Source organism: Mesorhizobium sp. AR02 (assembly GCF_024746835.1).
Lineage (GTDB): Bacteria > Pseudomonadota > Alphaproteobacteria > Rhizobiales > Rhizobiaceae > Mesorhizobium.
On the sequence record NZ_CP080531.1, the window covers coordinates 3,677,529 to 3,701,899 of the forward strand.

The 24,371-nt window shown below is 64.0% G+C and carries 26 protein-coding genes and 1 tRNA gene; 15 read left to right on the forward strand and 12 right to left on the reverse strand.

The window, feature by feature from the left end; genetic code table 11:
• Positions 1 to 81 precede the first annotated feature (81 nt).
• Both DBIPINDM_RS21990 and DBIPINDM_RS21995 read right to left on the reverse strand, forming a co-directional pair.
• Positions 82 to 600 (reverse strand): disulfide bond formation protein B, encoded by a 519-nt coding sequence (locus DBIPINDM_RS21990; RefSeq protein ID WP_258589163.1) that lies wholly within the window; start codon positions 598 to 600, stop codon positions 82 to 84.
• Between the two features lie 30 nt (positions 601 to 630).
• The gene (locus tag DBIPINDM_RS21995; RefSeq protein WP_258589164.1) at positions 631 to 1,218 is read right to left on the reverse strand and encodes a YqaA family protein; all 588 of its coding nucleotides are present in this window, start codon (positions 1,216 to 1,218) and stop codon (positions 631 to 633) included.
• 273 nt (positions 1,219 to 1,491) lie between these two features.
• Between DBIPINDM_RS21995 and DBIPINDM_RS22000 the strand changes: the two genes are divergently transcribed.
• Positions 1,492 to 1,576 (forward strand) — tRNA-Leu (locus DBIPINDM_RS22000).
• Positions 1,577 to 1,822: 246 nt separating this feature from the next.
• Here DBIPINDM_RS22000 and DBIPINDM_RS22005 read toward each other — a convergent pair.
• From DBIPINDM_RS22005 to DBIPINDM_RS22025, 5 genes are all read right to left on the reverse strand, one after another.
• A complete protein-coding gene (locus DBIPINDM_RS22005; RefSeq protein ID WP_258589165.1) occupies positions 1,823 to 2,503 on the reverse strand; it encodes an oligogalacturonate-specific porin KdgM family protein in 681 nt (226 codons plus the stop codon).
• Positions 2,504 to 2,778: 275 nt separating this feature from the next.
• The gene (locus tag DBIPINDM_RS22010) at positions 2,779 to 3,948 is read right to left on the reverse strand and encodes a YncE family protein (RefSeq protein ID WP_258589166.1); all 1,170 of its coding nucleotides are present in this window, start codon (positions 3,946 to 3,948) and stop codon (positions 2,779 to 2,781) included.
• Positions 3,945 to 4,709: a creatininase family protein gene (locus DBIPINDM_RS22015; protein ID WP_258589167.1), complete on the reverse strand. Its 765-nt coding sequence runs from the start codon at positions 4,707 to 4,709 to the stop codon at positions 3,945 to 3,947. Before DBIPINDM_RS22015 ends, DBIPINDM_RS22010 begins: the two co-directional genes overlap by 4 nt.
• 183 nt (positions 4,710 to 4,892) lie before the next feature.
• Positions 4,893 to 6,173, reverse strand: coding sequence for a GNAT family N-acetyltransferase (locus DBIPINDM_RS22020; protein ID WP_258589168.1), 1,281 nt, complete (start codon positions 6,171 to 6,173; stop codon positions 4,893 to 4,895).
• The gene (locus DBIPINDM_RS22025; protein ID WP_258589169.1) at positions 6,173 to 7,573 is read right to left on the reverse strand and encodes a lipopolysaccharide biosynthesis protein; all 1,401 of its coding nucleotides are present in this window, start codon (positions 7,571 to 7,573) and stop codon (positions 6,173 to 6,175) included. The genes DBIPINDM_RS22020 and DBIPINDM_RS22025 overlap by 1 nt, the downstream gene beginning before the upstream one ends.
• Positions 7,574 to 7,780: 207 nt before the next feature.
• Between DBIPINDM_RS22025 and DBIPINDM_RS22030 the strand changes: the two genes are divergently transcribed.
• A complete protein-coding gene (locus DBIPINDM_RS22030; protein WP_258589170.1) occupies positions 7,781 to 7,975 on the forward strand; it encodes a hypothetical protein in 195 nt (64 codons plus the stop codon).
• A gap of 92 nt (positions 7,976 to 8,067) precedes the next feature.
• Here the strand turns inward: DBIPINDM_RS22030 and secA are convergent, their stop codons facing one another.
• Positions 8,068 to 10,800 (reverse strand): preprotein translocase subunit SecA, encoded by a 2,733-nt coding sequence (gene secA / locus DBIPINDM_RS22035; protein WP_258589171.1) that lies wholly within the window; start codon positions 10,798 to 10,800, stop codon positions 8,068 to 8,070.
• 263 nt (positions 10,801 to 11,063) lie between these two features.
• On the opposite strand from secA, the gene DBIPINDM_RS22040 reads away from it, so the two are divergent.
• Complete coding sequence (locus DBIPINDM_RS22040; protein ID WP_027041691.1) at positions 11,064 to 11,987, forward strand: peptidylprolyl isomerase; 924 nt, start codon at positions 11,064 to 11,066, stop codon at positions 11,985 to 11,987.
• Positions 11,988 to 12,052: 65 nt separating this feature from the next.
• Here DBIPINDM_RS22040 and DBIPINDM_RS22045 read toward each other — a convergent pair whose 3' ends face one another.
• Complete coding sequence (locus DBIPINDM_RS22045; protein WP_258589172.1) at positions 12,053 to 12,652, reverse strand: TetR/AcrR family transcriptional regulator; 600 nt, start codon at positions 12,650 to 12,652, stop codon at positions 12,053 to 12,055.
• A gap of 265 nt (positions 12,653 to 12,917) precedes the next feature.
• Between DBIPINDM_RS22045 and DBIPINDM_RS22050 the strand changes: the two genes are divergently transcribed.
• Positions 12,918 to 14,132 (forward strand): MFS transporter, encoded by a 1,215-nt coding sequence (locus tag DBIPINDM_RS22050; protein ID WP_258589173.1) that lies wholly within the window; start codon positions 12,918 to 12,920, stop codon positions 14,130 to 14,132.
• Positions 14,133 to 14,153: 21 nt separating this feature from the next.
• On the opposite strand, the gene DBIPINDM_RS22055 is transcribed toward DBIPINDM_RS22050, so the two are convergent.
• On the reverse strand, positions 14,154 to 15,383 hold the full coding sequence (locus tag DBIPINDM_RS22055; RefSeq protein ID WP_258589174.1) for a caspase family protein: 1,230 nt from the start codon (positions 15,381 to 15,383) through the stop codon (positions 14,154 to 14,156).
• A gap of 168 nt (positions 15,384 to 15,551) precedes the next feature.
• Here DBIPINDM_RS22055 and argJ point away from each other — a divergent pair, with 168 nt between their 5' ends.
• From argJ to DBIPINDM_RS22080, 5 genes are all read left to right on the forward strand, one after another.
• A complete protein-coding gene (argJ, locus tag DBIPINDM_RS22060; protein ID WP_258589175.1) occupies positions 15,552 to 16,793 on the forward strand; it encodes a bifunctional glutamate N-acetyltransferase/amino-acid acetyltransferase ArgJ in 1,242 nt (413 codons plus the stop codon).
• 29 nt (positions 16,794 to 16,822) lie between these two features.
• Positions 16,823 to 17,575, forward strand: coding sequence for a GNAT family N-acetyltransferase (locus DBIPINDM_RS22065; RefSeq protein ID WP_258589176.1), 753 nt, complete (start codon positions 16,823 to 16,825; stop codon positions 17,573 to 17,575).
• 8 nt (positions 17,576 to 17,583) lie between these two features.
• Complete coding sequence (locus tag DBIPINDM_RS22070; RefSeq protein ID WP_258589177.1) at positions 17,584 to 18,006, forward strand: (deoxy)nucleoside triphosphate pyrophosphohydrolase; 423 nt, start codon at positions 17,584 to 17,586, stop codon at positions 18,004 to 18,006.
• Between the two features lie 205 nt (positions 18,007 to 18,211).
• Positions 18,212 to 18,529: a hypothetical protein gene (locus DBIPINDM_RS22075; protein WP_258589178.1), complete on the forward strand. Its 318-nt coding sequence runs from the start codon at positions 18,212 to 18,214 to the stop codon at positions 18,527 to 18,529.
• Between the two features lie 110 nt (positions 18,530 to 18,639).
• Positions 18,640 to 18,822 carry a Flp family type IVb pilin gene (locus DBIPINDM_RS22080; RefSeq protein ID WP_258589179.1) on the forward strand — a complete coding sequence of 61 codons (183 nt, stop codon included), beginning with the start codon at positions 18,640 to 18,642 and terminating at the stop codon, positions 18,820 to 18,822.
• A gap of 19 nt (positions 18,823 to 18,841) precedes the next feature.
• Here the strand turns inward: DBIPINDM_RS22080 and DBIPINDM_RS22085 are convergent, their stop codons facing one another.
• Positions 18,842 to 19,714 (reverse strand): methyltransferase domain-containing protein, encoded by an 873-nt coding sequence (locus DBIPINDM_RS22085; protein WP_258589180.1) that lies wholly within the window; start codon positions 19,712 to 19,714, stop codon positions 18,842 to 18,844.
• Between the two features lie 65 nt (positions 19,715 to 19,779).
• Between DBIPINDM_RS22085 and DBIPINDM_RS22090 the strand changes: the two genes are divergently transcribed.
• From DBIPINDM_RS22090 to DBIPINDM_RS22110, 5 genes are read left to right on the forward strand one after another with little or no spacing between them, the layout of a single operon-like run.
• Positions 19,780 to 20,580, forward strand: a complete 801-nt coding sequence (locus DBIPINDM_RS22090; RefSeq protein WP_258589181.1) for a ComF family protein — start codon at positions 19,780 to 19,782, stop codon at positions 20,578 to 20,580.
• A 26-nt stretch (positions 20,581 to 20,606) separates the two neighbouring features.
• Positions 20,607 to 20,876, forward strand: coding sequence for a glutaredoxin 3 (gene grxC, locus DBIPINDM_RS22095; RefSeq protein WP_258589182.1), 270 nt, complete (start codon positions 20,607 to 20,609; stop codon positions 20,874 to 20,876).
• A 10-nt stretch (positions 20,877 to 20,886) separates the two neighbouring features.
• A complete protein-coding gene (locus DBIPINDM_RS22100) occupies positions 20,887 to 21,753 on the forward strand; it encodes a carbon-nitrogen hydrolase family protein (protein ID WP_258589183.1) in 867 nt (288 codons plus the stop codon).
• Positions 21,750 to 22,175 (forward strand): DUF1178 family protein, encoded by a 426-nt coding sequence (locus tag DBIPINDM_RS22105; RefSeq protein ID WP_258589184.1) that lies wholly within the window; start codon positions 21,750 to 21,752, stop codon positions 22,173 to 22,175. Before DBIPINDM_RS22100 ends, DBIPINDM_RS22105 begins: the two co-directional genes overlap by 4 nt.
• Positions 22,176 to 22,189: 14 nt before the next feature.
• Positions 22,190 to 22,852 (forward strand): hypothetical protein, encoded by a 663-nt coding sequence (locus DBIPINDM_RS22110; RefSeq protein ID WP_258589185.1) that lies wholly within the window; start codon positions 22,190 to 22,192, stop codon positions 22,850 to 22,852.
• 4 nt (positions 22,853 to 22,856) lie between these two features.
• Here the strand turns inward: DBIPINDM_RS22110 and DBIPINDM_RS22115 are convergent, their stop codons facing one another.
• Positions 22,857 to 23,342, reverse strand: a complete 486-nt coding sequence (locus DBIPINDM_RS22115; RefSeq protein ID WP_258589186.1) for a MarR family winged helix-turn-helix transcriptional regulator — start codon at positions 23,340 to 23,342, stop codon at positions 22,857 to 22,859.
• Between the two features lie 114 nt (positions 23,343 to 23,456).
• Here DBIPINDM_RS22115 and DBIPINDM_RS22120 point away from each other — a divergent pair, with 114 nt between their 5' ends.
• Positions 23,457 to 24,365: a DMT family transporter gene (locus DBIPINDM_RS22120; RefSeq protein WP_258589187.1), complete on the forward strand. Its 909-nt coding sequence runs from the start codon at positions 23,457 to 23,459 to the stop codon at positions 24,363 to 24,365.
• Positions 24,366 to 24,371: the final 6 nt, after the last annotated feature.

Below are 24,371 nucleotides of genomic sequence, written 5' to 3' on the forward strand. Positions count from 1 at the left end.
GACGTCGAAAGCCGCGCCATGCGGCTCAGCCTGCCGAATTTTTTGCTCGAACCCTACGCCGTGGGGCTCAATCGAATTTGATCAGTCGCGGGAAAGTGCACCGCGGAAGGCGACGGCGGCCAGGATCAGGCTGGCGATGGCGTTCCAGCCGGCCAGCGACAGGCCCAGGATGCGCAGTGCCGCCTTGTCGCAGGAGGGCGGCACGAATTTATCGAGCGCGTCGAGCACGCCCTTGCCGCCGGTGTCGACCGGGCCGGCGCCCGCCGTGCAGTCGGTCGGGCCGGCCCACCACTGCCACTCGACGCCTGAGTGGTAGACGCCGAGATAGAGGCCGTAGAGCATCAACAGGCCGCCAATGCCCAGCAGGCCGCGCGTCAGCCAGGCTGGTGCGTGCAGCATCGATGCAATCACCGCCAGCACCATCAGCGGCGCGCCGATATAGTAGGGGGTGCGCTGTTCCAGGCAGAGGTGGCAGGGGATATAGCCGCCAATGTACTGGAAGCAGAGCGCCGAGCCGACAGTCGCGGCCATGGCGACGGCGAGAAACAGGGCGGTGCGTGTCCGCTGGCGTCCGATATCGGCATTCATGGTCGCTGTCATGAGGTCTTTCGTCCGTTGCGTTCGGCCCGCTTAGAATGCGTATTTGACGACGATATAGAGCAAAATCAGGGCAGCCGCCGCGGCGCCGACGATCAGGCCAAGGCGCTTTTCGATGAACTCGCGGATCGACTCGCCGTAGCGGCGCAAAAGCCAGGCCAGCAGCAGGAAGCGGGCACCACGGGCAACGATCGCCAGCCCGACGAACAGCAACAAAGGCGTGCCGATGACGCCGGAGAGAATCGTCACCACCTTGATCGGCGGCAGATGGGCGGCGCCCGAGGTGATCAGCATCAGGATGACGAAGCCGGTCCCTGCTCCCGCGCGCAGCTTCTCGAACTCGTCGTACTTGCCGTAGAATTCGAGGATCGGCCGGGCGACGGCCTCATAAGCATAATGGCCGATGAACCAGCCGGCGATGCCGCCCAGCACCGAGGCGACGGTGGCAATCAGCGCATAGCGATAGGCGCGATCCGGCCGCGACAGCGCCATCGGCAAGAACAGCACATCGGCCGGCACCAGGAACACCGAACTCTCGACGAAAGCGATGAAGGCCAGCCACCATTCGGCGGATTTGCGCGCCGCCAGCGACAGGGTCCAGTCGTACAGTCCGCGAAGCATCGGCTCTCCTATGCGTGTCGCCCAAAAGTGCTGAGATGCCTGGGGCAAAGGCAGGGATGAAAACAAGACCCAAAGCGCGCGCGGCCATCCATTCAAACACGCCACGCTCCATGCGCCGCCTGTCTAGAAAGATTTTCCGCGCTGCACAATGGCAGCACTGCCACGAAATCAAAAGGCGAAGATTGGTCGCATCCCCGTGATCTCGAGAATTGGCCAGTTGACGAACAGGCCTCCGACCGTATAGTCCGCGCCCATCCAGGCCGCCCGGCCTGAGCCCCTATGGCGGAATTGGTAGACGCGCTCGACTCAAAATCGAGTTCCGCAAGGAGTGCTGGTTCGATCCCGGCTAGGGGCACCACCCTTCGCTCTCCGAGCTTCTGGTGGCAAGCCACTCGAAGCTCGTTAGACGAAGGACTGCTGTAGGTACGATTCAGCGCCTGTCAGGCGCACCATTCCATGTTCAGGGAACTGGTCTACGGTTGCCTGCTCATGGTCCAGGGCAAGCTCGATGAGGCCACGGATGGCTTTCACTGCGCCGGACGCAGCCTAGAGGATTTAGGGCGCAGGCCGGCTACAGTGCCAGCCTGCGCCCTCGCCAATCCGGTCAAAGCGAGTGCTTATAGCCGATCCCGATGTTCCATTTGTCACCGGCGAGATCGTTGTAGGGAGCCGAGGTCGTGTCGGTCTTCTTCCAGGAATAACCGACGCTGGCATAGACCGCGTTGGTGGAGTCGATGTTGTAGGTCACGCCCGTGGCCAATTTTGGCGTTTCCCAGGTGGTGCTGAAGGCATTGCGGTAGCGGAAGTTGAAGACGTTCCAGGTCCACTGCTTGGACAGCTTCCAATCGCCTGCGAGGTACAGGGCGTAGTAGGGAACATTCGCGTTGGCATCCGCATCCTTGATGATGCCTGTGTCGTGCCAGGTGTAGCCGAGCCCCAGGCTGGGGGTCAGGGTGAAGGCATCCGTGACCTTGATTTTGTAGCCGAGGCTCGCTTCGGCGTAGTACTGCGACTTTCCGCCGGTCTTGAAGGTCGGCTGGATAAAGATCCCGCCGACGAAATTATTGTCGAAATTGTGCGAAACGCTGAGTTTGAAGTAGGTGTCGGCAAGCGACCGGGCGGTGTTGCTGCCATTGTCGATGGCGTAGAATTCCGGGTCCCCTTCGATTGCAATCGTCCAGGTCGGCGCTGCCGGTGGCGGGGCTTCGACCAGGTCGGCTGCAAAGGCTGATGTGGCCATGGACAAGCAGACGCCCAATGGGGCGATGATGGTACGCAAAAGCATGGTCTTTCCTCGAGATGTGGCGGCGCATCGGGATGGAGCGGCGCGTTGGGATGTGGCGATAATTTTGCTAGGCGCGCGCCATTACAGTTATGTGACGATGTGCCATTCGTGTGGACGGCTTTGTCCAAACGGCTCTCGGCAGGATACTGGCGGTGCAGTTTGGTCACACTCGCGAGGTGGCGACGGCAACAAACCTATTCGATCAGAACGGTTTCCGCCTTGGACGAAGCAGGCACACCAGACGGCTGTGTCACGCGTCTTCGCAGCCGAGCTGGCTATCGCATGTTGCCGGTGTGGCCCTGCGAGTATCGGCCGGGCTGCGGCCAGACGGTCAGGCCGTGAGGCTCGACGCCGACCCGGATTTTCGTCACGGCGCCCGAGGTCGTGTCGATCATGTAGACCTCGCTGTCGAAGCGGCCGGACAGCCACAATTGCTTGCCGTCAGCGCTGACATTGCCCATGTCGGGGCTGCCGCCACCGGGTATCGGCCATTGCGCGACGACCGAACGGGTGGCGAAATCGATGACGGTTACGCTGCCCGGCCCTTTAGCGCGGCCTTGCTCCATCTTGTGCGAGCCGCGATTTGAAACGTAGAGCTTTGTCCCGTCACGGCTCACGACAAATCCGTGCGTGCCGATGCCGGTGGCGATGAAGCCGATCTCGGAAAAGCTGTCTCCGTCGATCAGGAACACGCCGTCGTTCATCATGTCGGCGACATAGAAGACCTTGCCGTCGGGGGAGAGCCTGACGTCCTGCGGCATGCCCATTTTGGACAGAGCGAGGTGGCCGAGCACCTTCTGATTTTTCAGGTCGACCTTCAGGAGGCCGCCTTCGCCATATTCGCAGGTGAAGATGGCGTAGGAATTGTCGACGGAAAAATCGGCGTGGTTGATACCAGGGCAGGTCGGCGTCGGGATCGTCGATTTCAACGCCATGGTCTGCGGATCGCGCAGGTCGAGCCGCTGGTAGGCTTCATCGACGATGACGGCCGCACTTCCGTCCGGCATGAAATACATGTTGTAGGGGTCATCGACCGGAATTTCGTGACCCGGCTTGGCGGTCTTGGGGTCGATAGGCGTTACGCTGCCCTTGCTGGTGCCGCTGGCGTTGTTGGCGACCCAGAGCGTCTTCAGATCCCAGGACGGAACGACGTGCTGCGGCTTGCGCCCGACGGGGAACCTGTCGACTTCCTTGAGGGTCACGGGGTCGATCACCGATACGCTGGTGGACGAGCGGTTCGGAACATAGACACGTGGCAGCGCGCCGGCCGTCGCCGGGCTCAAATGATCAGAAGTTGTCTGGCTGTAGATATTCATCGGAGCGCGGGGCGGCGGCTCGCTGCAATCCTCCGGGCACGAGCCGGCCGAAGCCGATGCCGACGACAGCGCGAACAAGAACACGAGCGGCGCGCACAAGCTCGTGAACCACCAATATGGCTTGATCATTTGGGCTGCTGCTTTTCGATGAAGCTGCGGATCGCCTCGGTCGTTCCGTTGACGATCAGGTCTACGCCGAGCTGGCCAAACGCGGCTGACGATCGTGTCGGATCGCCGCCATAGACACCGTCGCCGGCATCGAGCTTTGGCGCGGCCGCAAGGCGATCCTTGCGCACCAGGGACGGATCGATGGCGAGCATGAGCGATGTGTCGGCCAATCCGGCGTGGGTTCCGATCTCCGGCTGCGTCGCGCCGGCCGACAGGAGCTTGTCGACATAGGCGCCCTGGGTGATCTGATAATATTCGAGCGCCGCAAAGACCCGGACCGAGGTTTTGCGCCATTCGGCATTCAGGCGATCGGCGACATGGCGCTCGTCGGCCTGATAGCCGCCGTGGTCGCCGATCAGCACGATGGTCTTGAAGCCGTGCAGCTTGAAGCTGCGGGCCGCGGATTCGAGCAGCTGCTCGAATGTCTTGTCGCTGATGGTGATCGTGCCGGGAAACCGCATATGGGCGGTCGGCGGATCGATGGTTCCTTCCGGAACATAGGAGATCACGGGCGCGACCAGCGCGTTGCCCAGTTGGCCGGCTATTTTTTCAGCCAGGAACCTTACCCGCACATTGTGCTTGCCCAGCGCCATGGCGGGACCGCTTTGCTCGGTGCCGCCTATCGGGACAATGATCGTCGTCGTCCCGGCGCCGATCCGATCGCGCAGTTCGGTCCAGGTCTGGTCCTCGAGGAAAACCGACGCATTGGCGGCGTTCGCCACTGACGCAAGGCCTGACAGAAACCAAAGGCCGATGATGGTGCCCGCGAACCGTGCGATCGTTCCAGCCTTTGCGCCATACATCGCGTTGGACCGCGGACGCCCGTCCGTCGTTCCTGCGCAATTTGTCTGAGGGGCAAGGGGCTCGGCAAGGCGCCTGCAGCCGCGGAGGTTCGAGATCATGGTCTAGCGCCGTCTCAGCAGGCTCTTCATGCGGTTGCGCAGCAGGCGGGCCATGTTGCGGGTCTCGCGGTAGAGGTGCAGCTGCGAGGCGGCTTGCCGCGCGAGGCGGTCGGCGTCCGGCGTCAGCCCGATCACCAGCGTGCCGATCGGCTTGCGCTCGCTCCACAGCCTGCTCATCACCGGATGGTCCGGCACCGCGCAGGAATCAGTCATCATGATGTTGGGATCGTGGAGATGCTGCCTTGTGACCTCGATCATCAGCAGCGTGCCGGGCGAATAGGCTGATAGCGTCTCGTCATAGGCCGTCTTCCAGGTATAGGCGACGCCGGCCTCGACGAAGACGATCAGGCAGGCGATGGTGCGGCCATCGAGCGTCAGCGAATGGATGCGGCACATGTCCTGTTCGGCGAGCCTGTGCACGGCCTCGCGGGCAAAGGCGGCGCGGAAGCGGTCGATCGCCATGGCGGTGCGCTCGCGGCCCTTCCAGCCGGACGCTTCCAGTGTCAGGAAGCTTTCGATGGCGTGGCGGATCTCTTCGGGGCCGCGCGCCACCACATGCTCCAGCCTGCCGAGGTCGGCAAGGCGCCGCTTCAGGCGGCGGAATTCGCGATAATGGTGCGAACGCAGCGATGCCTTCAGATAGTCGTCGCCATCGAGCTCGCTCTCCAGCACGGGGCGCGGGGTGTGGCCGGTGGTGACCAGCGTCAGGCCGCGCGTCTCGGCCACTGTGTCAAGCAGGCTCGCCACCGGACCGTCGAGCCTGATGTCGGGCAGCACGAAGACTTTCGGCAGCTTGAGATGCGGGCGCGACAGCATCGAGAAGAAATCCTCGACGACGCCGACCGGATCGTCGCGGTCGATCAGCGGCGTGCCGAGCGGACCGAACGGGCTCGACCAGGTGCGCATCACCGGAACGCCGAGCGGCACCACCGGCCGCTCCACCGAGATCGGCACCAACAGGCGCAGTCGGTTGCGATATTCGTCACCGTCGCGGATCACCGCCAGCCGCACCTCGCGATCCTCCAGCCGGGGCATGGCCGGCGCCAGGAAGCGCGGGTTGAAGAAGACGTTCGGCTCGATCGTGCGGGCACAGAGATAGTCCAGCTCCTCGACCAGGTCAAAGCCGGCCGATGCCGGATAGATGGCAAGCTTGCGCTCGGGCCGGTTGTTGGCGAGGATTTCGATATGGGCGGGGTCGGGGTCGCGCGCCAGCCCGGCAAGGCCGGACACCATCGCGCCGGCGGTGCCGCCGCTGGTTTCCTCGAGCAACGGGATGGCGGCCATCAGGCGGCTCCTTTGGCTGGCACGAAGATCGCCATGACGATGCCGAGCTTGCGCCACACCGTGAAGGACAGCGCGCTGGCCTCGAAGATCATGGCGAAGGCGGTGGCCATGGCCGCGCCCCACAGGCCGAAATGCGGGATCAGCACGACGTTGAGGCCGATGTTGAAGGCCAGCGTCATGGCATAGACGGCGGCGCAGATGTTCTGGTTGCCGCTCATGGTGAGCAGGCTTTCGCAAGGGCCGACGGCGGCGCGCGCCACGACACCGAAGACGAGCAGGAACAGAAGCGGATAGCCGGAGGTGAATTCGGGGCCGAACAGCACCAGCATGGGTTCGCCGAGCGCCAGCACCAGCAGCGCCATCAAGAGCGACGGCCAGAAGGTCCACGACACCGTTTCGCGGGCGAAGGCGGCGAGCTTTTCCGGCTCACCATGGGTGAACTGCGCATAGCGCTGGGCAACGCCGGCCTTGACCGCGAAATAGACGAAATGCACCAGCGCCAGCGTCTTGACCGTGGCGAAATAGACGGCGACGTCGTTGGGATCCATATAGGCGCCGACCATCAGCACGTCGGCATTGGTGAGCAGGAAGAAGAAGCTTTCGACCAGGAAGATCGGCAGCGAGACGATGAACCATTGCGCGAAATGCACCTTCATCGGTCCGGGCGGGATCTGCCTTTCCATGCGGTGCGTGACGCCGATCAGCTGCGCGAGCGTGGTGACATAGGTGGCGGCGATCGAGGCGAAGATCGCCGTCCTGGCATCAGCGGCGTAGCCGGCGAAGAGCATCAGCGCCATGAAAAGCAGGATCAGCACCGGCCGTATCAGATAGGTCGGTGACAGGGCGAAAAGCGCCCAGCTGTTGGCCCTGGCCTGGCCTTGCAGCAGATCCGACACTGCGATCATCGGCAGGCAGATGACGCCGAGGATGAACGGTATCACGTAGTAGTTCTCGATCCAGGGTGCCGCCAGCCAGACGCCGAGCGCGCCGAGCCCGGCGATGGTGGTGGAGGCGATCAGCACGAACAGGCGGCTGGCCACGACGATGCCGCGCAGTTCGTCCATCATTCCGCGCTCGCGGTATTCGGGGATGAAACGGATGACCGAGGTGTGGAAGCCGAGGCAGGCGAGGTTGCCGACGATGACCATCGTCACCCAGACGAGCACGAAGATGCCGTATTCGAACGAGCCCATCCAGCGCGCCATCAGCACCTGGCTGATGAAGGCGATGACGGCGCTGACGATGCGGATGGAGAAGGCGATCACCGACATGCGGCCGGCTTCGCCGCGCTCATCGGCGGTGAACAGCACGGCGTCGATGCGGCCAAGCAACGGCCCCACGCGCAGCGCCAAACGCTGCGGCAAGAACCGCCCGGCAGTCGTGGCCGCGGAAAAGCGCACCCCGATCTCTCTCCGTTTTCCGCCTCTTTTTCAGGCTTTGGTGTAGCGGAGACACATTAAGAAACGGTTGGGTGAGGAGCGGTCCGCGCAGCGGACGAAAAGCCAACGATTTGGCTTTTCGAGCGACGAACGCCCGGAGCCATAGCGGAGGGCCGGCAGGCCGCTGGTGCGCGGCGAGCGCGTTTTGATGTTCCGGTGGCATGACGAATGGCGAGAGAACGCCGGGTGCGGGTCAACCAGCTGTCATTCCACGTGCTGTTTCAATGCAAGCGTTGGAAAGGCTCGGTCGGCGCAGCGTCGTGCGCGACTTTTGCGGTGCGATGGCGTGCGGGTGAAGATGGCGTGCGGGTGAAGATGGTCGAGGAAGTGACCGTTGATGAGGTGACATTCGCCGGATTTTAGCGCCGCCAATCGCGCAACTCAGCGCCGCCCCTCATCCGCCCTTCGGGCACCTTCTCCCCGTATAGTGACGGGGAGAAGGAAGAGAGCTTCCCTTACGCAAAAGCGCCGTGGCAGTGCTTGTACTTCTTGCCGGAGCCGCAGGGGCAGGCTTCGTTGCGGCCGACCTTGCCCCAGGTCGCCTGATTGTTCGGGTCGCGGTCTTCGGGGGCGACGATGGCGTTGCTTTCCTGGCGCACCAGGAGGGCTGTTTCGCCGCCTTCGAAATCATTCTCGCCGGTGGTGCCGTCAATATGCGTGCCGAACATGTCGGGCGCTTCCGGCGGCGGGGCTTCGGCGGCCTGGCGGACCAGTTCGACGCGCATCAGCTGTGCGGTGACGGCCTGGCGCAGATTGCCCAGCATCGCCTGGAACAGCTCGAACGCCTCGCCCTTGTATTCCTGCAGCGGATCGCGCTGGGCGTAGCCACGGAAGCCGACGACCGAACGCAGATGGTCGAGATTGACGATGTGCTCGCGCCACAGATGGTCGAGTGACTGCAGCACCACGGAGCGCTCGACATAGGTCATCACCTCGGGGCCGAACCGCTCGGAGCGCTCCTTGGCGGCGACGTCTGCGGCCTGGGTGATGCGCTCGCGGATGTCGTCCTCGGCAATGCCCTCTTCCTTGGCCCAGTCCTCGATCGGCAGGTCGAGATTGAGGAATTCGGCGACCTCGGCCTTCAGGCCGGCGACATCCCACTGTTCGGCATAGGCGTTCTCGGGAATGGCCTTGGCGACGATCTCGTCGATGACGCCCTCGCGCATTTCGGCAATGGTTTCCGACAGGCCTTCGCCGTCCATCAGCTCGATGCGCTGTTCGAACACCACCTTGCGCTGGTCGTTGGAGACGTCGTCATATTTCAGCAGGTTCTTGCGGATGTCGAAGTTGCGCGCCTCGACCTTCTTCTGCGCCTTTTCCAGCGCCTTGTTGATCCAGGGATGGATGATCGCCTCGTCTTCCTTGAGGCCGAGCTTCTGCAGCATGCCGTCCATGCGCTCGGAGCCGAAGATGCGCATCAGATCGTCCTGCAGCGACAGGAAGAATTTCGAACGGCCGGGGTCGCCCTGGCGGCCGGAGCGGCCTCTGAGCTGGTTGTCGATGCGGCGCGATTCGTGGCGCTCGGTGGCGAGAACGTAGAGGCCGCCAGCAGCCAGCGCCTTTTCCTTCAGGCGCTCGATGTCGGCGTGGATTGCCTTTTCGCGCGCCTCGCGCTCGGGGCCTTCGGGCATGTCACCCAGTTCGTCGGCGATGCGCATCTCGGCATTGCCGCCGAGCTTGATGTCGGTGCCGCGGCCGGCCATGTTGGTGGCGATGGTGATGGCGCCGGGCTTGCCGGCCTGGGCGACGATCGCCGCCTCACGCTCGTGGTGGCGGGCGTTCAGCACCTCGAAATCCTTGAAACCTTCCTTGCGCAGGCGGTCGGCCAGCTGCTCGGACTTCTCGATCGAGGTCGTGCCGACCAGCGTCGGCTGGCCCTTGGCGCTGGCTTCGCGGATCTCCTTGACGATCGCCTTGTATTTCTCCTCGACCGTCCGGTAGACCTCGTCGTCCTCGTCCTTGCGGATGACCGGCAGGTTGGTCGGGATCTCGGTGACTTCGAGGCCGTAAATGTTACCGAATTCCTCGGCCTCGGTCAGCGCCGTGCCGGTCATGCCGGACAGCTTCTTGTAGAGGCGGAAGTAGTTCTGGAAGGTGACGGAGGCCAGCGTCTGGTTCTCCGGCTGGATCGCCACATGCTCCTTGGCTTCCAGCGCCTGGTGCAGGCCTTCCGAATAGCGGCGGCCGGGCATCATGCGGCCGGTGAACTCGTCGATGATGACGATCTCGCCGTTGCGCACGATATAGTCCTTGTCCTTCTGGAACAGCCGGTGCGCTTTCAGCGCGTTGTTGACGTGATGGACGATGGCGACGTTCTCGACGTCGTAGAGCGACTCGCCCTTCAACAGGTCGGCGTCGCGCAGCAGGTTCTCCAGCTTCTCGGTGCCTTCCTCGGTGAAGATCGAGGTCTTCTGCTTCTCGTCGATCTCATAATCCTGCGGCTGCAGCTGGATGATAAAGGTGTCGATGGTGTTGTACATTTCCGAACGGTCCTCGAGCGGACCGGAAATGATCAGCGGCGTGCGCGCTTCGTCGACCAGGATGGAATCGACTTCGTCGACGATCGCGTAATTGTGGCCGCGCTGCACCATCTGGGCGCGCTCGTACTTCATGTTGTCGCGCAGATAGTCGAAGCCGAGCTCGTTGTTGGTGGCGTAGGTGACGTCGGCGGCGTAGGCGGCGCTGCGTTCCTCGTCGGACAGGCCATGGACGATGACGCCGACCGAGAGGCCGAGGAACTTGTAGACGCGCCCCATCCATTCGGAGTCGCGCGTGGCGAGATAGTCGTTGACGGTGACGACGTGGACGCCTTTGCCGGCCAGCGCGTTGAGGTAGACCGGGAGCGTGGCGACCAGGGTCTTGCCCTCGCCGGTGCGCATCTCGGCGATGCCGCCATTGTGCAGCACCATGCCGCCGATCAGCTGGACGTCGAAGGGGCGCATGCCGAGCACGCGGCGCGCCGCCTCACGGGCGGTGGCGAAGGCCGGGATCAGCAGGTCGTCAAGGCTGGCACCATTGGCGATATCCTGGCGGAATTTTTCCGTACGCCCCGCGAGTTCGGCGTCGGAAAGCGCCCGCATCTCGTTTTCCATGGCGTTGATCGCCTCGACACGGGGCCGGGTCGATTTGACCCGACGGTCGTTGGAGGAACCGAAAACCTTACGGGCGAGACCGCCGAGACTGACCATACAATGGTCCTTTCGATAGAATTCTCAATCTTTAAGATGAGCGCCGGCCGGCCCCATCAAATCCGCGTGAACGCACCGCCTGAATACGGGCAAACACAAAAAGCGCCCGGAAAACGGTTCTGGACGCAAAGTCGTTGGACAGATAAGAGGGGGCTCAACTGATGTCAACGCCGCGCTGGCCCTGCCGGTCGCGCCAAATTCCGCCACAATCTGGCTGATCTGGAAGCCACCCCTCCTTACAATCCTTCACCGGAGTCATCCTTATGCCCTTGTTGTTTCGCCGAGCGTCGCTTGCCAGCCTTGGTCTGGCCTTCGGCCTGTCGGCCCTTTGCCTGTCGCCTGTCATGGCACAGGAGACCGCTCCCGCTGCTCCGGCCGATGCCGCCGCGGCACCCGCGGCAGCGCCGGTCGATCCGAATGCCGTGGTCGCCACGGTCAACGGCCAGCCGCTGACTGAAGCCGATTTGGTGCTTGCCGAAGGCGAGCTGTCGCAGCAATTCGCGCAGCTGCCGCCCGAACAGCGCCGCGCCGCGGCCCTTTCGGCGGCCATCGAAATCCGCGTCATGGCCGCCAAGGCCGTTACCGACGGCCTCGACAAGGATCCCGACTTCCAGCGCCGCATGGCCTTCCTGCAGCAGCGCGCGCTGCATGGCGAGATGGTTGAGAAGGGTGTCGTCGACAAGGTCACCGACGCCGAGATCCGCGCCCGCTACGACCAGGAAATCGCCAACACCCCGCCGGTCAACGAGGTGCACGCCCGTCACATCCTCGTGAAGACGAAGGAAGAGGCCGAGGCGATCATCAAGCAGCTCGACGGCGGCGCCGATTTCCAGAAGCTCGCCAACGAGCACACCAGCGATCCCTCGGGCAAGTCCAATGGCGGCGACCTCGGCTGGTTCGGGCCTGGCCAGATGGTGCCGGAGTTCGACAAGGCGGCCTTCGCGCTCGAGGTCGGCAAATACACCGAGCAGCCGGTGCAGTCGCAGTTCGGCTGGCATGTCATCAAGCTCGAGGACAAGCGCGCCAAGCAGCCGCCGGCCTTCGACGACGTCAAGGACCAGGCCAAGCAGGCGGTCATCCGCGACAAGTATTTCGCGCTGGTCAAGTCGCTGCGCGCCGGCGCCAAGGTCGAGATCCCGGACGCCAAGCTGAAGCAGGCCGTCGACACGATGGAAGCCGGCAAGTAAGCCTGAACGGCGTTTTCAAAGGGCGCGGCAGCCAAGGGTTGCCGCGCCCTTTTTGTTGGCCGCCGTTATCTGCCTGATGCCACTATGCCTTGCAGGAGATAGCGGACCATCTTGCGTATCGTCGCTTCAGGCTCGTCGAGCCGGTTGATCAAGAGATGCCGCCAGGCATAGGAAGCGACGAGGTCGGCGACCACACCCGGGTCGATTTCCCCGGCGATATCGCCCCTTGCCTTGGCGCGCTCGATGATCTGGCCGGTGTGGTTGCGGCGCCCTCCGGCATAACCGGCAAGGGCGGCGGCCGCGGTTTCATCCGACTGCGCCTCGGCGATCAGCGACCTGAACACGCTGCCCGACGATGTCTCGCGCCAGTGCGTGAACAGATTGATCAGGAAGCCGACGAGATCCTCCTCCAGGCTTCCGGTATCGGGAATGTCGACGCGCTTCTGGCGCTGGTAGACTTCGAGCAGCAGTGCCGCCTTGCTCGGCCACCAGCGATAGATGGTCGGCTTGCCGGCGCGCGCACGCCGCGCAACCGCCTCGATCGAGAAACCGGCATAGCCAGCCTCGATCAGCACGGCTTCGGCAGCCTCCAAAATCGCTTCGGCGCTGTCGGGATTGCGCCTGGCACCAATCGATTTGCGTGCCGGATCGGCGATTTCGCCCATGAGCCGTTCCTCCTAAAGCGGTTCCTCGTCTCGGCTGAAACGACAACCCGCTGGCAATTGTTTGCCTCGCCCGCATTTTTGCCGGCCGGATGCAAACCATCCGGGAGCAAAGCGCTCGTTTTCCTTGCAGCACCTGTGCGGACGCCAAATGAAGCCATTTGGCCGCAAAATGCGCTGATGCCAAGAGATACCAATACATCATCGCTTGACGAAACGGAACGGTTCGTTCTATTCAACGAAACGTTTCGTTCCGATGGGCATCCTCATGACGACCATTATCGCATCTGGCTCCGCACCCGCCGAGACGACAATTTCGAGTTGGATGACCTTTTTGCTGGCTGCCGCCTGCGGGCTGATTGTTGCCAATATCTATTATGCACAACCACTGATCGGCCCGATCGGCGCCGAGCTTGGCCTGCCGCCACATGCGGCGGGGCTGATCGTTACGATGGCTCAGATTGGCTACGGGGTGGGCCTGCTGTTTATCGTGCCGCTTGGTGACCTCATGGAGAACCGCAGGCTCGTGCTCGGCATACTCGCCGTTGCAACGCTCGCCTTGCTGGGTGCGGCGATTTCTACGCAGCCAGCGGCTTTTCTGGCAGCGATGCTGTTTGGCCTTGGCTCGGTCGCGGTGCAGACCCTTATCCCCTATGCGGCGCACCTGGCGCCGGAAGCCAGGCGTGGTCGCGTGGTCGGCAATGTCTCGGTGGGGTTGTTGCTGGGGATAATGCTGTCACGCCCGTTTTCCAGCTTCATCACCGCGCTGTCGTCCTGGCATGTGGTCTACTTCACTTCTTGCATTGTCATGATCGTGCTGATCGTGGTGCTGCGGTTTGCGCTGCCCAGGCGCGTGCCGACGGCACGTCTGAGCTACGGCGCGCTTCTGGCGTCCATGGTGCATATTGCGCGCACGACGCCGGTCCTGCGGCGGCGGGCTCTCTACCAGGCGTTCCTGTTCGCGGCTTTCAGCCTGTTCTGGACAACGACGCCGCTGCTGCTGGCCGGGCCCGATTTTGGCTTGACGCAGCGCGGCATCGGCTTGTTCGCGTTGGCGGGCGTCGCCGGCGCCATCGCCGCGCCGCTCGCCGGAAGGATTGCCGACCGCGGCTGGAGCCGCCCGGCAACCGTCTTTGCCATGCTGTGCGTCGCTGTCGCGTTTCTCATAACCCACATCGCGCGCAGCGGCTCGACGCTTTCGTTGGCGCTGCTGGTCGCCGCCGCCATCGTGCTCGACTTCGGCGTGCAGACCAACCTTGTCCTCGGCTATCGCGACCTGTTCGCGCTCGGCGCCGCACATCGCAGCCGTCTAAACGGGCTTTACATGGCGACGTTCTTCGTCGCCGGCGCAATCGGCTCAGCGGTCGGCGGTTGGGCCTATGCGCAAGGCGGCTGGCCGCTGGTGTCCTGGATCGGCCTGGCGCTGCCGGTTGCAGCACTGCTCTGTTTCGCGACCGAATTCATGTTGCGCGAAAGCGCGTGAATCCGCGCCCGGATCAGCTCATCATTGCATCGCTTGCGAGGTTTCCGACTCGATGCGCCATCCACCTTCGGCCTTGACCAGCCCGAGCGTGACGCGCGCCTTGCCGGTCAGCCGTGCCGCCGACTTGTCCTTCGGCACATAGTCGTAGCGCATGGCAAAGGCGGCCTCAGTGCGGTTCTCTCCCTGCGGCGTGATCTCCAGGCTGCCGGGTTCCAGCCCAAGCGACCATGAGGCCCATTGCGCGAACCAGTCGGTCTTCACCTTGACGATGGCATCGGCGTCGTAGCGTGTGCCGAAAATGGTGGCCGACGAGCCGTAGATCCGCTTGACCGTCTCGCTCATCGTCCTGGCATCCGGTGCCAGATAATCCCGGCGCAGGAATTTTTCGATCGAAGTCTTGTCGTCGCCGACGGAGCGTTCCAGCGCCGCGACCTGCGAGGCCGGCGCGGGCTCAGCCGCCGGTTTGGGCTCCGGGGCAGGCCCTTCACCCGGGACGAATTCGAAGCGTTCGAGCAGCGAGCCCTGCTCCCAGGGGCGCTGGCCCTCGCGGGTTTGCGAAACCACGTCGCGGCGCACCGCGATCATCATGTCGTTGATGCTCTGGCCGGGCGCGGCGATGTGCCGCAAAAGGGCTGATGCAAAGGGCGAGTTGCGTCCGGTGCCGTCCATGGCGACCGCGCCCGGCGCCGTCGAGAAGGCGATGAACGAGCCGCGCGTCGAATCGAACTGCGCCAGACCGGCGAGCGCCGTCGCCGAGCGAGTGGTGGCGGTGCGGCTCAGACTGCGGGCAAACGGGTTGTTGCGGCAGGCATCGAGAAACACCAGGCTGACCTTGGTCTGCTGTTCCATGATGTCGAGGATTTCGTCGATCGGCACCGCTTCGAGCTGCAGCTTCACCGGCATGTCGAGCCGGGCGTCGACCGGCACGATGTAGTTGCGGCCGTCGACCTGCAGGCCGTGGCCGGCATAGTAGAACAGCCCGACACCCGCGCCTTCCAGCGCATCGGAGAATTCGCCGATGCTGCGTTCGAGCTCGCGCTTGCCGAGATCGTTGCCTTCGATGACTTCGAAACCGATGGAGCGCAGCTTGTCGGCGATGTCGAGCGCGTCGTTGACCGGATTGGCCAGCGTACCGGCCTCCGCATAGGTGCCGTTGCCGATGACGAGCGCCACGCGCCGCGCCGGCTCAGCATCGGCGCTCAGCAGCAATAGTCCCAGAAATGCCCAAGCGAGGATCGCAAGCCTGCCCATGGGCGCAATCATAGCGCCACAGGCCCCGGCGACGCCAACAGATTTGAAATGCAAGCTTAATCCGGAGTGGTTCGCCGCCCCGGCAAGCGCGGCGAAAACGCCCTTGCGCCCGCGCGCCGTATCGGGCAAACCGGCCTTCCCCTTGCGAATTTCCCGCCCGAGGTCTCCATGTCCACGACGATTTCGCCGCTCGCGCCGAAAAAATACCCCAAGATGCCTGTCATTGAAGGGGTGCGCATCGCCACCGCCGAAGCGGGGATAAAGTACAAGAACCGCACCGACCTGCTGGCCATGGTCTTCGACGCCGGCACCACGGTCGCCGGCGTGTTCACCAAGTCGAAATGCCCCTCGGCGCCAGTCGATTTCTGCCGCCAGAACCTTGCCTCCGGCAAGGCGCGGGTGCTGGTCGTCAATTCCGGCAACGCCAATGCCTTCACCGGCAAGAAGGGCCGCGAGTCCACCGCGCTGACCGGCGAGGCGGCGGCCAAGGCGGCCGGCTGCACGGCAAGCGAGGTTTTCCTGGCCTCGACCGGCGTCATCGGCGAGCCGCTCGACACAACCAAGTTCAGCCATCTGCTTGCCGGACTGGTCAGCGACGGCAAGCCGGACCTGTGGACCGAGGCGGCAAAGGCCATCATGACCACGGACACCTATCCGAAAGTGGCGACGCAGACGGTCAAGCTCGGCGATGCCGATGTCACCATCAACGGCATTTCCAAGGGCGCCGGCATGATCGCCCCCGACATGGCGACGATGCTGTCCTTCATTGCCACCGACGCGCCGATCGCGGCCCCGGTGCTGCAGGACCTGTTGTCGCGCGGCACGGCCAAGACGTTCAACGCGGTGACTGTCGACAGCGACACCTCGACCAGCGATACGCTGCTGATCTTCGCCACCGGCAAGGCCGCCAAGCGCGGCGCGCCCGAGATCACCGACCCCAGGGATGCCCGGCTCGGCCAGTTCCGCCGGGCGCTCGGCAAGGTGCTGAAGTCGCTGGCTCTGCAAGTGGTGCGCGACGGCGAGGGCGCCCGCAAGCAGGTCGAAGTCACCGTCACCGGCGCGAAATCGGCTCGCTCGGCCAAGCGCATCGCGCTGTCGATCGCCAATTCGCCGCTGGTCAAGACGGCGGTCGCCGGCGAGGACGCCAATTGGGGCCGCGTCGTCATGGCCGTCGGCAAGGCCGGCGAGCCCGCTGATCGCGACCGGCTGTCGATCTGGTTCGGCGACAACCGGCTGGCGCATGAGGGCGAGCGCGACCCGGCCTATTCGGAAGAAAAGACCTCGGCCTACATGAAGCGCGACGATATCCGCATCCGCGCCGATATCGGTATTGGCCGCGGCAAGGCGACGGTGTGGACCTGCGACCTCACCAAGGAATATGTCGCCATCAATGGCGATTATCGGAGCTGACGGTTTTGGCTTCCAGGCATCCGGCAAGCATGCTCGCGATCGTACGCTGCTACGAGGCGGCCGGCTTTCGCGCCTGGCCGGCAGCGGCCGTCCATTATGACGGCACCTGGGTGGTGCGGCTGACCGCCGGCCATCCGGCCAAGCGGCTGAATTCGGTCACCCCGCTCGATCCCGGCGACACCCAGCACATTGCCGACCGCATTGGCCGCGCCAGCCGTCGTTTCGATGCGTATGGCAGACCGCTGACGTTCCGCATGTCGCCGTTGTCAGGCCCCGATCTGGCCAGTCATCTCGACAAGGAGGGCTGGAGCCGGTTCGACGAATCGCTGGTCATGCGGCTGCCGTTGGCCGACGCCCAGCTCGATGCCGCCATGGATCAGATTCCGCTCAAGGACATCAGCCGCTTCATCGGCGCCTCGCTCAAGGTCAGTGGCTCGGACGTGTCGCTGCGGCCCGGCCTGTCGGAGATCATCGGCGCCATCCAGCCAGAGGCCGGGCTGTTCGCGCTCGAAGATGGAGCCGAGGCGCTGGCGACGCTGATCTGCGTGCATGACGGCGATCTCGCCGGCCTGTTCGAGGTCGCCACCGACAGATCGGCGCGCAACAAGGGCCATGGCCGCAACCTGATCCTGTCGGCGCTGAAATGGGCGAGGCTGCGTGGCGCGCGGGAAGCCTGGCTGCAGGTCGAGGCCGGCAATGTGCCGGCGCTGGCGCTCTATCGATCACTCGGCTTCGAGGAAGTCTACCGCTACCATTATCGCCGGCCGCCTGGTCATGAGTGAAGTTGGGCATGAATGATCTCGCCAATACCGGCAAGCGCCTGCTCCTGGTCGCCGCCTGCGCGCTGGTCGACGCCGACGGCCGCGTGCTGTTGGCGCAGCGGCCCGAGGGCAAGCAACTCGCCGGCCTGTGGGAATTTCCTGGCGGCAAGGTCGAGCCCGGCGAGACGCCGGAACAATGCATCATCCGCGAATTGCATGAGGAGATCGGCATCGAGACCGATATACCGTGTCTGGCGCCACTTACCTTCGCCAGCCATTCCTATGACGACTTCCATCTGTTGATGCCGCTGTTTGTCTGTCGCCGCTTCCGCGGCATCGCCCAACCCCGGGAAGGGCAGGCGCTGAAATGGGAGCGGCCAAGAGAGATGCGCGACTATCCGATGCCGCCGGCCGACGCGCCGCTAATCCCGTTCCTGATCGACCTGCTCTGAGGATTTGTTTTGACGCAATTCCCAAGGGAAAGCGCGCTATGCGCTTTTCCCGGGAAACCGCTTCACACTTTTCCTGGAATTGCTCTGACGATCGGGGCCACGGTCCATATCAGCCAGCGTTAATGGAAGATTTATCTGATCATGAAAAATTGATGCATGGCCGTGTCCTTGCGGCCGCGTCGCCAATTCGCTGGGGAGCGATAGTATGAGCCTGGACAGGGATTGGGATTCGATCCGGCCCGACCGCAGCTTCCGTGCCGCCGATGCCGGCATGGGCATCCTGCGCATCACGCTGCTGTTCGGGTCGGCCGCGGTGGCGCTGGCGCTGATCGCGACCCCTTTCCTCGACAACCAGACGCGCTCGCAATCGGCGCGCGATGATTTTCCCGGCGGTCTCGACATGACGGCCACGGGCTCGATCAGCCATCGCAGCACCTACACGGTGCGCCGCAGCGTGCTGCAGCCGCAGCCCGATTCGGTCTGCATCATCGGCTCCGACGGCAGGACCAGCGGCGACTGCTGACATGGTTAAGATATTTTCGAGAAGGGGGCGGTTTCACCGCCTGTTAAGGCTTTGCCATTAACCTTTCTTAACAGATGGGCGGTAAGGTCCTGGCAAGGGGGATCGAGGTTATGAAAACAATGCTGCTGCGTTTTCTGACGGACGAGACCGGCGCCACGGCTGTCGAATACGCCTTGATCGTCTGTGTGCTGTCGCTGACGATCATCGGCGGCATCGGCCAGGTCTTCAACTCGCTCACGTGGCTGTTCAGCGACAACACCAGCAGGCTTTCGAACGCCTTCGCTTCGCCTTGACTGCAACTCCGACGGCTGCTCAGTGTTCGCCGGACCCTTCCAGTATAGCCTTCAGCGAGACCTTGGCTGAGCCCGGCTTCAGCGGTTTCTGCTGCGACGCATCGGGGGCCCAGCCGGACATCCAGACCATCGAGAAACTTGCCCGGATCCGACCGTCGGGGTCGGAAAAACGCTCGGCATAGATTTCCGCGGCACGGGCAAACAGTCTGCGGGTGCCCGGTCGCCGGCTGCGATCGGCAAGCGCGCTGGTTTCACCCATGGCGCGCAGGTCGGCCATCAGGGCAAACAAATTGGCATAGCGCACCGTCACGGTCTCGACATCGGCGACCGGCAGAGCGAGACCGGCGCGTTGCAGCAGCGCACCGGCATCGCGCACGTCGGTGAACGGGATGACACGCGGGCTGGCGCCGCCGTAAAGCTCGGTCTCGGCCGCAAGCAGGCACTCGCGCAGCTCGCTGAGCGTGCCGGCGCCGGCAAAGGCGCCGAGAAAGAGCCCGTCCGGCCGCAGCGCGCGGCGGATCTGGATCAGCATGCCGGGGATGTCGTTCATCGCCTGCAATGACAGAAGCGACACCGCCAGATCGAGGCTTTGCGGCTCGAAGGGCACGGTTTCCAGCGGTGCGACCAAGCCGGCGGCACCCTTCAGGAAAGCCGCGTCCGTCTCGACGCGGACGATCTCCGTCACCTTGCCGCTCGCGGCGAGCACATCGGCCGCGGCCGGCGTCTGGCAAAACAGCACCGCCGCCTTGCCGAACCGGCGCTCGACGGCGCCCAGCCGGTCCGCAAGGTCCTCGGCGGCGCGGTTCATGAGGAAATCGGCACCGTCGACCGGATGGGTGAGCGCGCGCCGCTTGTGCGCCAGCCAGAGATCGGTATCCATAATAGGCTGCAAAGGGCGGATCCTTGTTTATCCACGCCCTGATATACTTGGTATACACGGTGCGCAGGACCAACCACGTGGCCGATCCCATGTCCAAGATCAAGTCCGTCGGGATCAAGAACCTCACCCGATCGGCTCTCGGCTGGCCGGCGCGCATCCTGTTTCCGCCGGTCTGTGCCGGTTGCCGCCGGCATGTCTCGCAGCCTGGCGTGCTGTGCGGCGCCTGCTGGCCGAAGCTGCGGCTGCTGGAGCGTCCCTGGTGCCCGGTGATGGGCACGCCGTTCACCCACCATATGGGCGAGGGCTTTCTGTCGGCGGAAGCGATCGCCGATCCGCCGCCCTTCGAGCGGGCGCGGGCAGCCGTCGCCTATTCCGGCGTCGCCCGCCAGATGGTGCAAGGGCTGAAATACCAGGATCGCACCGATCTCGCCCCTTGGATGGCGCGCTGGATGGTGCGCGCCGGCGCCGATCTCATCGCCGACGCCGATGTGGTGGTGCCGGTGCCGCTGCACTGGCGGCGCTTCTTCCGGCGGCGGTTCAATCAGTCGGCGGAATTGGCGCGCGCCGTTTGCGAACTCAGCGGACTGTCTTTCGCGCCTTCCGCCATGCGGCGTGTGAAACTCACCCGCCAGCAGGTCGGGCTGGAGCGGCATGAGCGCGAGGAGAATGTGCGGGCCGCCTTCCGCGTGCCGGCCGAGGCGGAAATCGAGATCGCCGGCCGCAGGGTGCTTCTGATCGACGATGTCTACACCACGGGCGCCACCGTGCGCGCGGCCACCAAGGCGCTGAAAAGGGGAGGTGCGGCCGCCGTCGACGTGCTGACCTTTGCGCGTGTCTTGCCGGGGGACTTCCGGGCGGACGAGTCCGCGACTATATAAGTCGGCAACGAAAGCGGAAATTCGTCATGGTCGATGTCACGATCTATACACGCATGATGTGCGGCTACTGCACGGCGGCCAAGCGGCTGCTGGAGCGCAAGGGCGTCGCCTATACCGAGCACGACGCTTCGTTTTCGCCGGAACTGCGCCAGGAAATGATTTCCAAGGCGCACGGGCGTACGACCTTTCCGCAGATTTTCATCGGCGACACGCATGTCGGCGGCTGCGACGACCTCCACGAGCTGGAGGCCGAAGGCCGGCTGGACAGACTGCTCGCCAACGGCGCGACGATTTGAGGGTATGATGATGGGTGTTTTCAAGGCTGCGGCGGTCCAGATGCGTTCAGGCGAAAGCCCCGAGCGCAATGCGGTCGATCTCGAACGGCTGGTGCGTGAAGCGGCCGGTCAGGGCGCGACCTACATCCAGACGCCGGAAATGACCGGGGCGCTGATCCGCGACAAGGAAGCGCGTGCAGCCTCGTTCACCTCCGAAGACAAGGACATCATCGTCGCGACCGCGCGCAGATTGGCGCGCGATCTCGGCGTCTTCCTGCATATCGGCTCGACCGCCATCCTGCGCGCTGACGGCAAGCTCGCCAACCGCGCGCTGCTGTTTGGTCCGGACGGCGCTGTACTCGCCACCTATGACAAGATCCACATGTTCGACATCGACCTCGACAATGGCGAGAGCTGGCGCGAATCCGCCGCCTATGAACCAGGCACCGAGGCCGTCGTGACCGGGGTTGCCGGCGCCAGGCTGGGCTTTGCCGTCTGCTACGATCTGCGGTTTCCGCAACTGTTCCGCGCCGAGGCGCTGGCCGGCGCCGATGTTTTGACCGTGCCCGCCGCCTTCACCCGCCAGACCGGCGAGGCGCACTGGCATGTGCTGCTGAGGGCGCGTGCCATCGAGAACGGCGCCTTTGTCGTCGCCGCCGCGCAAGGCGGCCTGCACGAGGACGGCCGCGAGACTTTTGGCCATTCGCTGATCGTCGATCCCTGGGGCCGCATCATCGCCGAAGCCGCGCATGACGAGCCCGCAGTGATCGTGGCCGAGATCGACCCGGCGCAGTCGCTTGCGGCGCGCAAGAAGATCCCCAATTTGAAGAATGCGCGGGATTTCACCATCAATGCCGGCGAGGTGTACACGCCGCGTCTCAGGGGTGCCGCCTCTTGATCCGTTTTGCCCTGATCTGCGAGCACGAGCACGAATTCGAAGGCTGGTTCCGCAGCAATGACGATTTCGACACGCAGAAGAAGCGCGGCTTCGTCGATTGCCCGACCTGCGGCTCGCACAAGGTGCAGAAGGCCCTGATGGCGCCGGCCGTTTCTACGGCCCGCAAGCAGGAAACCATAGCGCTCGCCATGGGCGAGGCGCAGAAGCAGGCCTTGGCGCAACTCAAGGCGATGGCCGAGAAGGTGCGCGAGAATGCCGACTATGTCGGCGACAAGTTCGCCGAGGAAGCGCGCAAGATCCATTTCGGCGAAACCGATGCGCGCGGCATCTATGGCGAGGCGACGCTGGAAGAGGCCAAGGGCCTGGCCGAGGACGGCGTAGACTTCATGCCGATCCCGGTGTTCCCGGACGACCGCAACTAAATTCCGAGAGTGCCTTGCGCAGACCGGAAGAGATCAAGCCACAAGGCAGCGTCAGGGCCGTCATTGGCCGGTTGGCCCGCTGGGGCGCCGTCAAGGCCAGCGATAACCAAACGATCGACGGGTTGCTCATCATCGGCGACAAGGGCATCGACAAGATCGTCGAAGCACTTCGCCTTATTCGTGATTTTGATCCTGTCCGCTACAAACGGCTGCTTGGTGACGTTAGGCAGATCTTCGTCACAACCCTTCCCGCCTCCGCCGCGCAATGGGCGAATTCTTCGCGAGCATGCGAACTGGATGAGCGCTACGTCATTCGTGAGGGGACGACGCCCGAACGCATTGCGTCATCAATCGTCCATGAAGCCACGCATGCGCGCCTGATGCGATGCGGTATCGGTTACGAAGAGACGTTGCGGGATCGGGTGGAGCGGGTTTGCCTGCGTCGGGAGATCGCCTTTGCGGCCAAGTTGCCCGCCGGAACGGATCGGCTTGAACAAGTTGAGGCGACACTTGCTGCCATGCCGGACTTCTCCGACAAGGCGATGAGTGAGCGCTATATCGGCGGTTTGCGAGATGCTCTGCTCTACCTCGACATGCCGGCCTGGCTTGTCGGCCTCACCGTATCATATCGACGCTGGCAACACCGGCGCCGGTTCTCGCGTCAGCCGATAAGCTGATCGGTTAGCTCACGCTGCCGATCAGCTTCTCAAGCAGACGCGAAAGCGTCTCCCGTTCGGCGTCGCTCAGGCCGGCGAGGATTTCATGCTCGTTGGCGACGTGGGCGGTCAGGGCCTCGTCGATCAAAGCCAGACCTTTCTCGGTAAGCTGCACGACAATGCCACGCCGGTCGTTGGGGTGCGGGCCGCGCAGGATCAATCGGGCCTTTTCCAGCCGGTCGAGCCGGTTGGTCATGGCGCCCGACGTCACCATCGTCGCTTCGTAGAGAGCAGTCGGCGTCAGCGCGTAAGGGGCTCCGGAGCGGCGCAGCGTCGCCAGCACGTCGAACTCGCCGGCCTGCAGCCCGAAACGGGCAAACAGCGGAGCGAGGCGGTCGCGGGCGATCAGCGACGACGCCTCGTTCAGTCGCCCGAGCACGCCCATCGGCGCGACATCAAGATCCGGCCGCTCCCGTTTCCACTGCTCGATCGCTCGCGCTGCCCTATCCACTGTCTCACCATTAAATATCTTGACGTTAAGAATCTTCGTGTTATCTTACCTGAAGATGCAGAACCGGCCAAGCCGCAAGTGCCAAATTTCGCAATTGAGTGACGGGACAATCCGATGAAATTTCTCTGGGAATCGGCGCTCGGCCTGCTGGTCGTCACCGGCGGCCTGCTCGGCCTGACGCTGCCCTTCGGCAAGCTCGCCACGGCGGCCGGCGTGCCGGCCATGGTCTGGGCCTTCGTCATCTCGCTTGGCGCCGGCGGCGTGCTTTTGTGCGTGCTCTTGGCACGCGGCGAGCGCATCCGGCTCACCCCCCACAAATTGCGCTATTTCTTCGTCACGGCCGCGGTGTCCTATGCCGCCCCCAATCTCTTGATGTTCTCGGCCATTCCGCACCTTGGCGCCGGCTATACCGGCATCATGTTCACGCTTTCGCCTGTCATCACGCTGGTGTTCTCGATCCTGCTGCGTGTGCGGCGCCCCAACATGCTGGGCATTGTCGGCATCGCCGTCGGCTTCGTCGGCGCCGTCATGGTGGCGGTGACGCGCGGCGAGGCCGGCCAACCGGCCGACCTGTTCTGGGTGGTGATGGGGCTGCTGATCCCCGTCAGCCTTGCCGCCGGCAACATCTACCGCACCGTCGACTGGCCGGAAGGCACCGGCCCGATCGAGCTTGCCGTCGGCAGCCATCTGGCATCGGCAGCGCTGCTGCTCGTTGGCATTCTCGCCCTGTTTGGCATCAAGGCCTTCGTTCCGCTCGCCGGCGTGCCGCTGGTCGTCGTCGCGCAGGTCGCATCGGCGTCGGCGATGTTCGCCTTCTTCTTCCGGCTGCAGGCGGTCGGCGGCCCGGTCTATCTCAGCCAGATCGGCTATGTGGCGGCCGCCGTCGGGCTGTTTGCCGGCACGATCTTCCTTGGCGAGCACTATCAGCTGCTGACCTGGGGCGGCGCCGTCATCATCACCGTCGGCGTCTTCATCACCACGAAGGCGCAGAGCCAGGCCGTCGCAAAGCCGCAGCCTGCGTAAACGTCT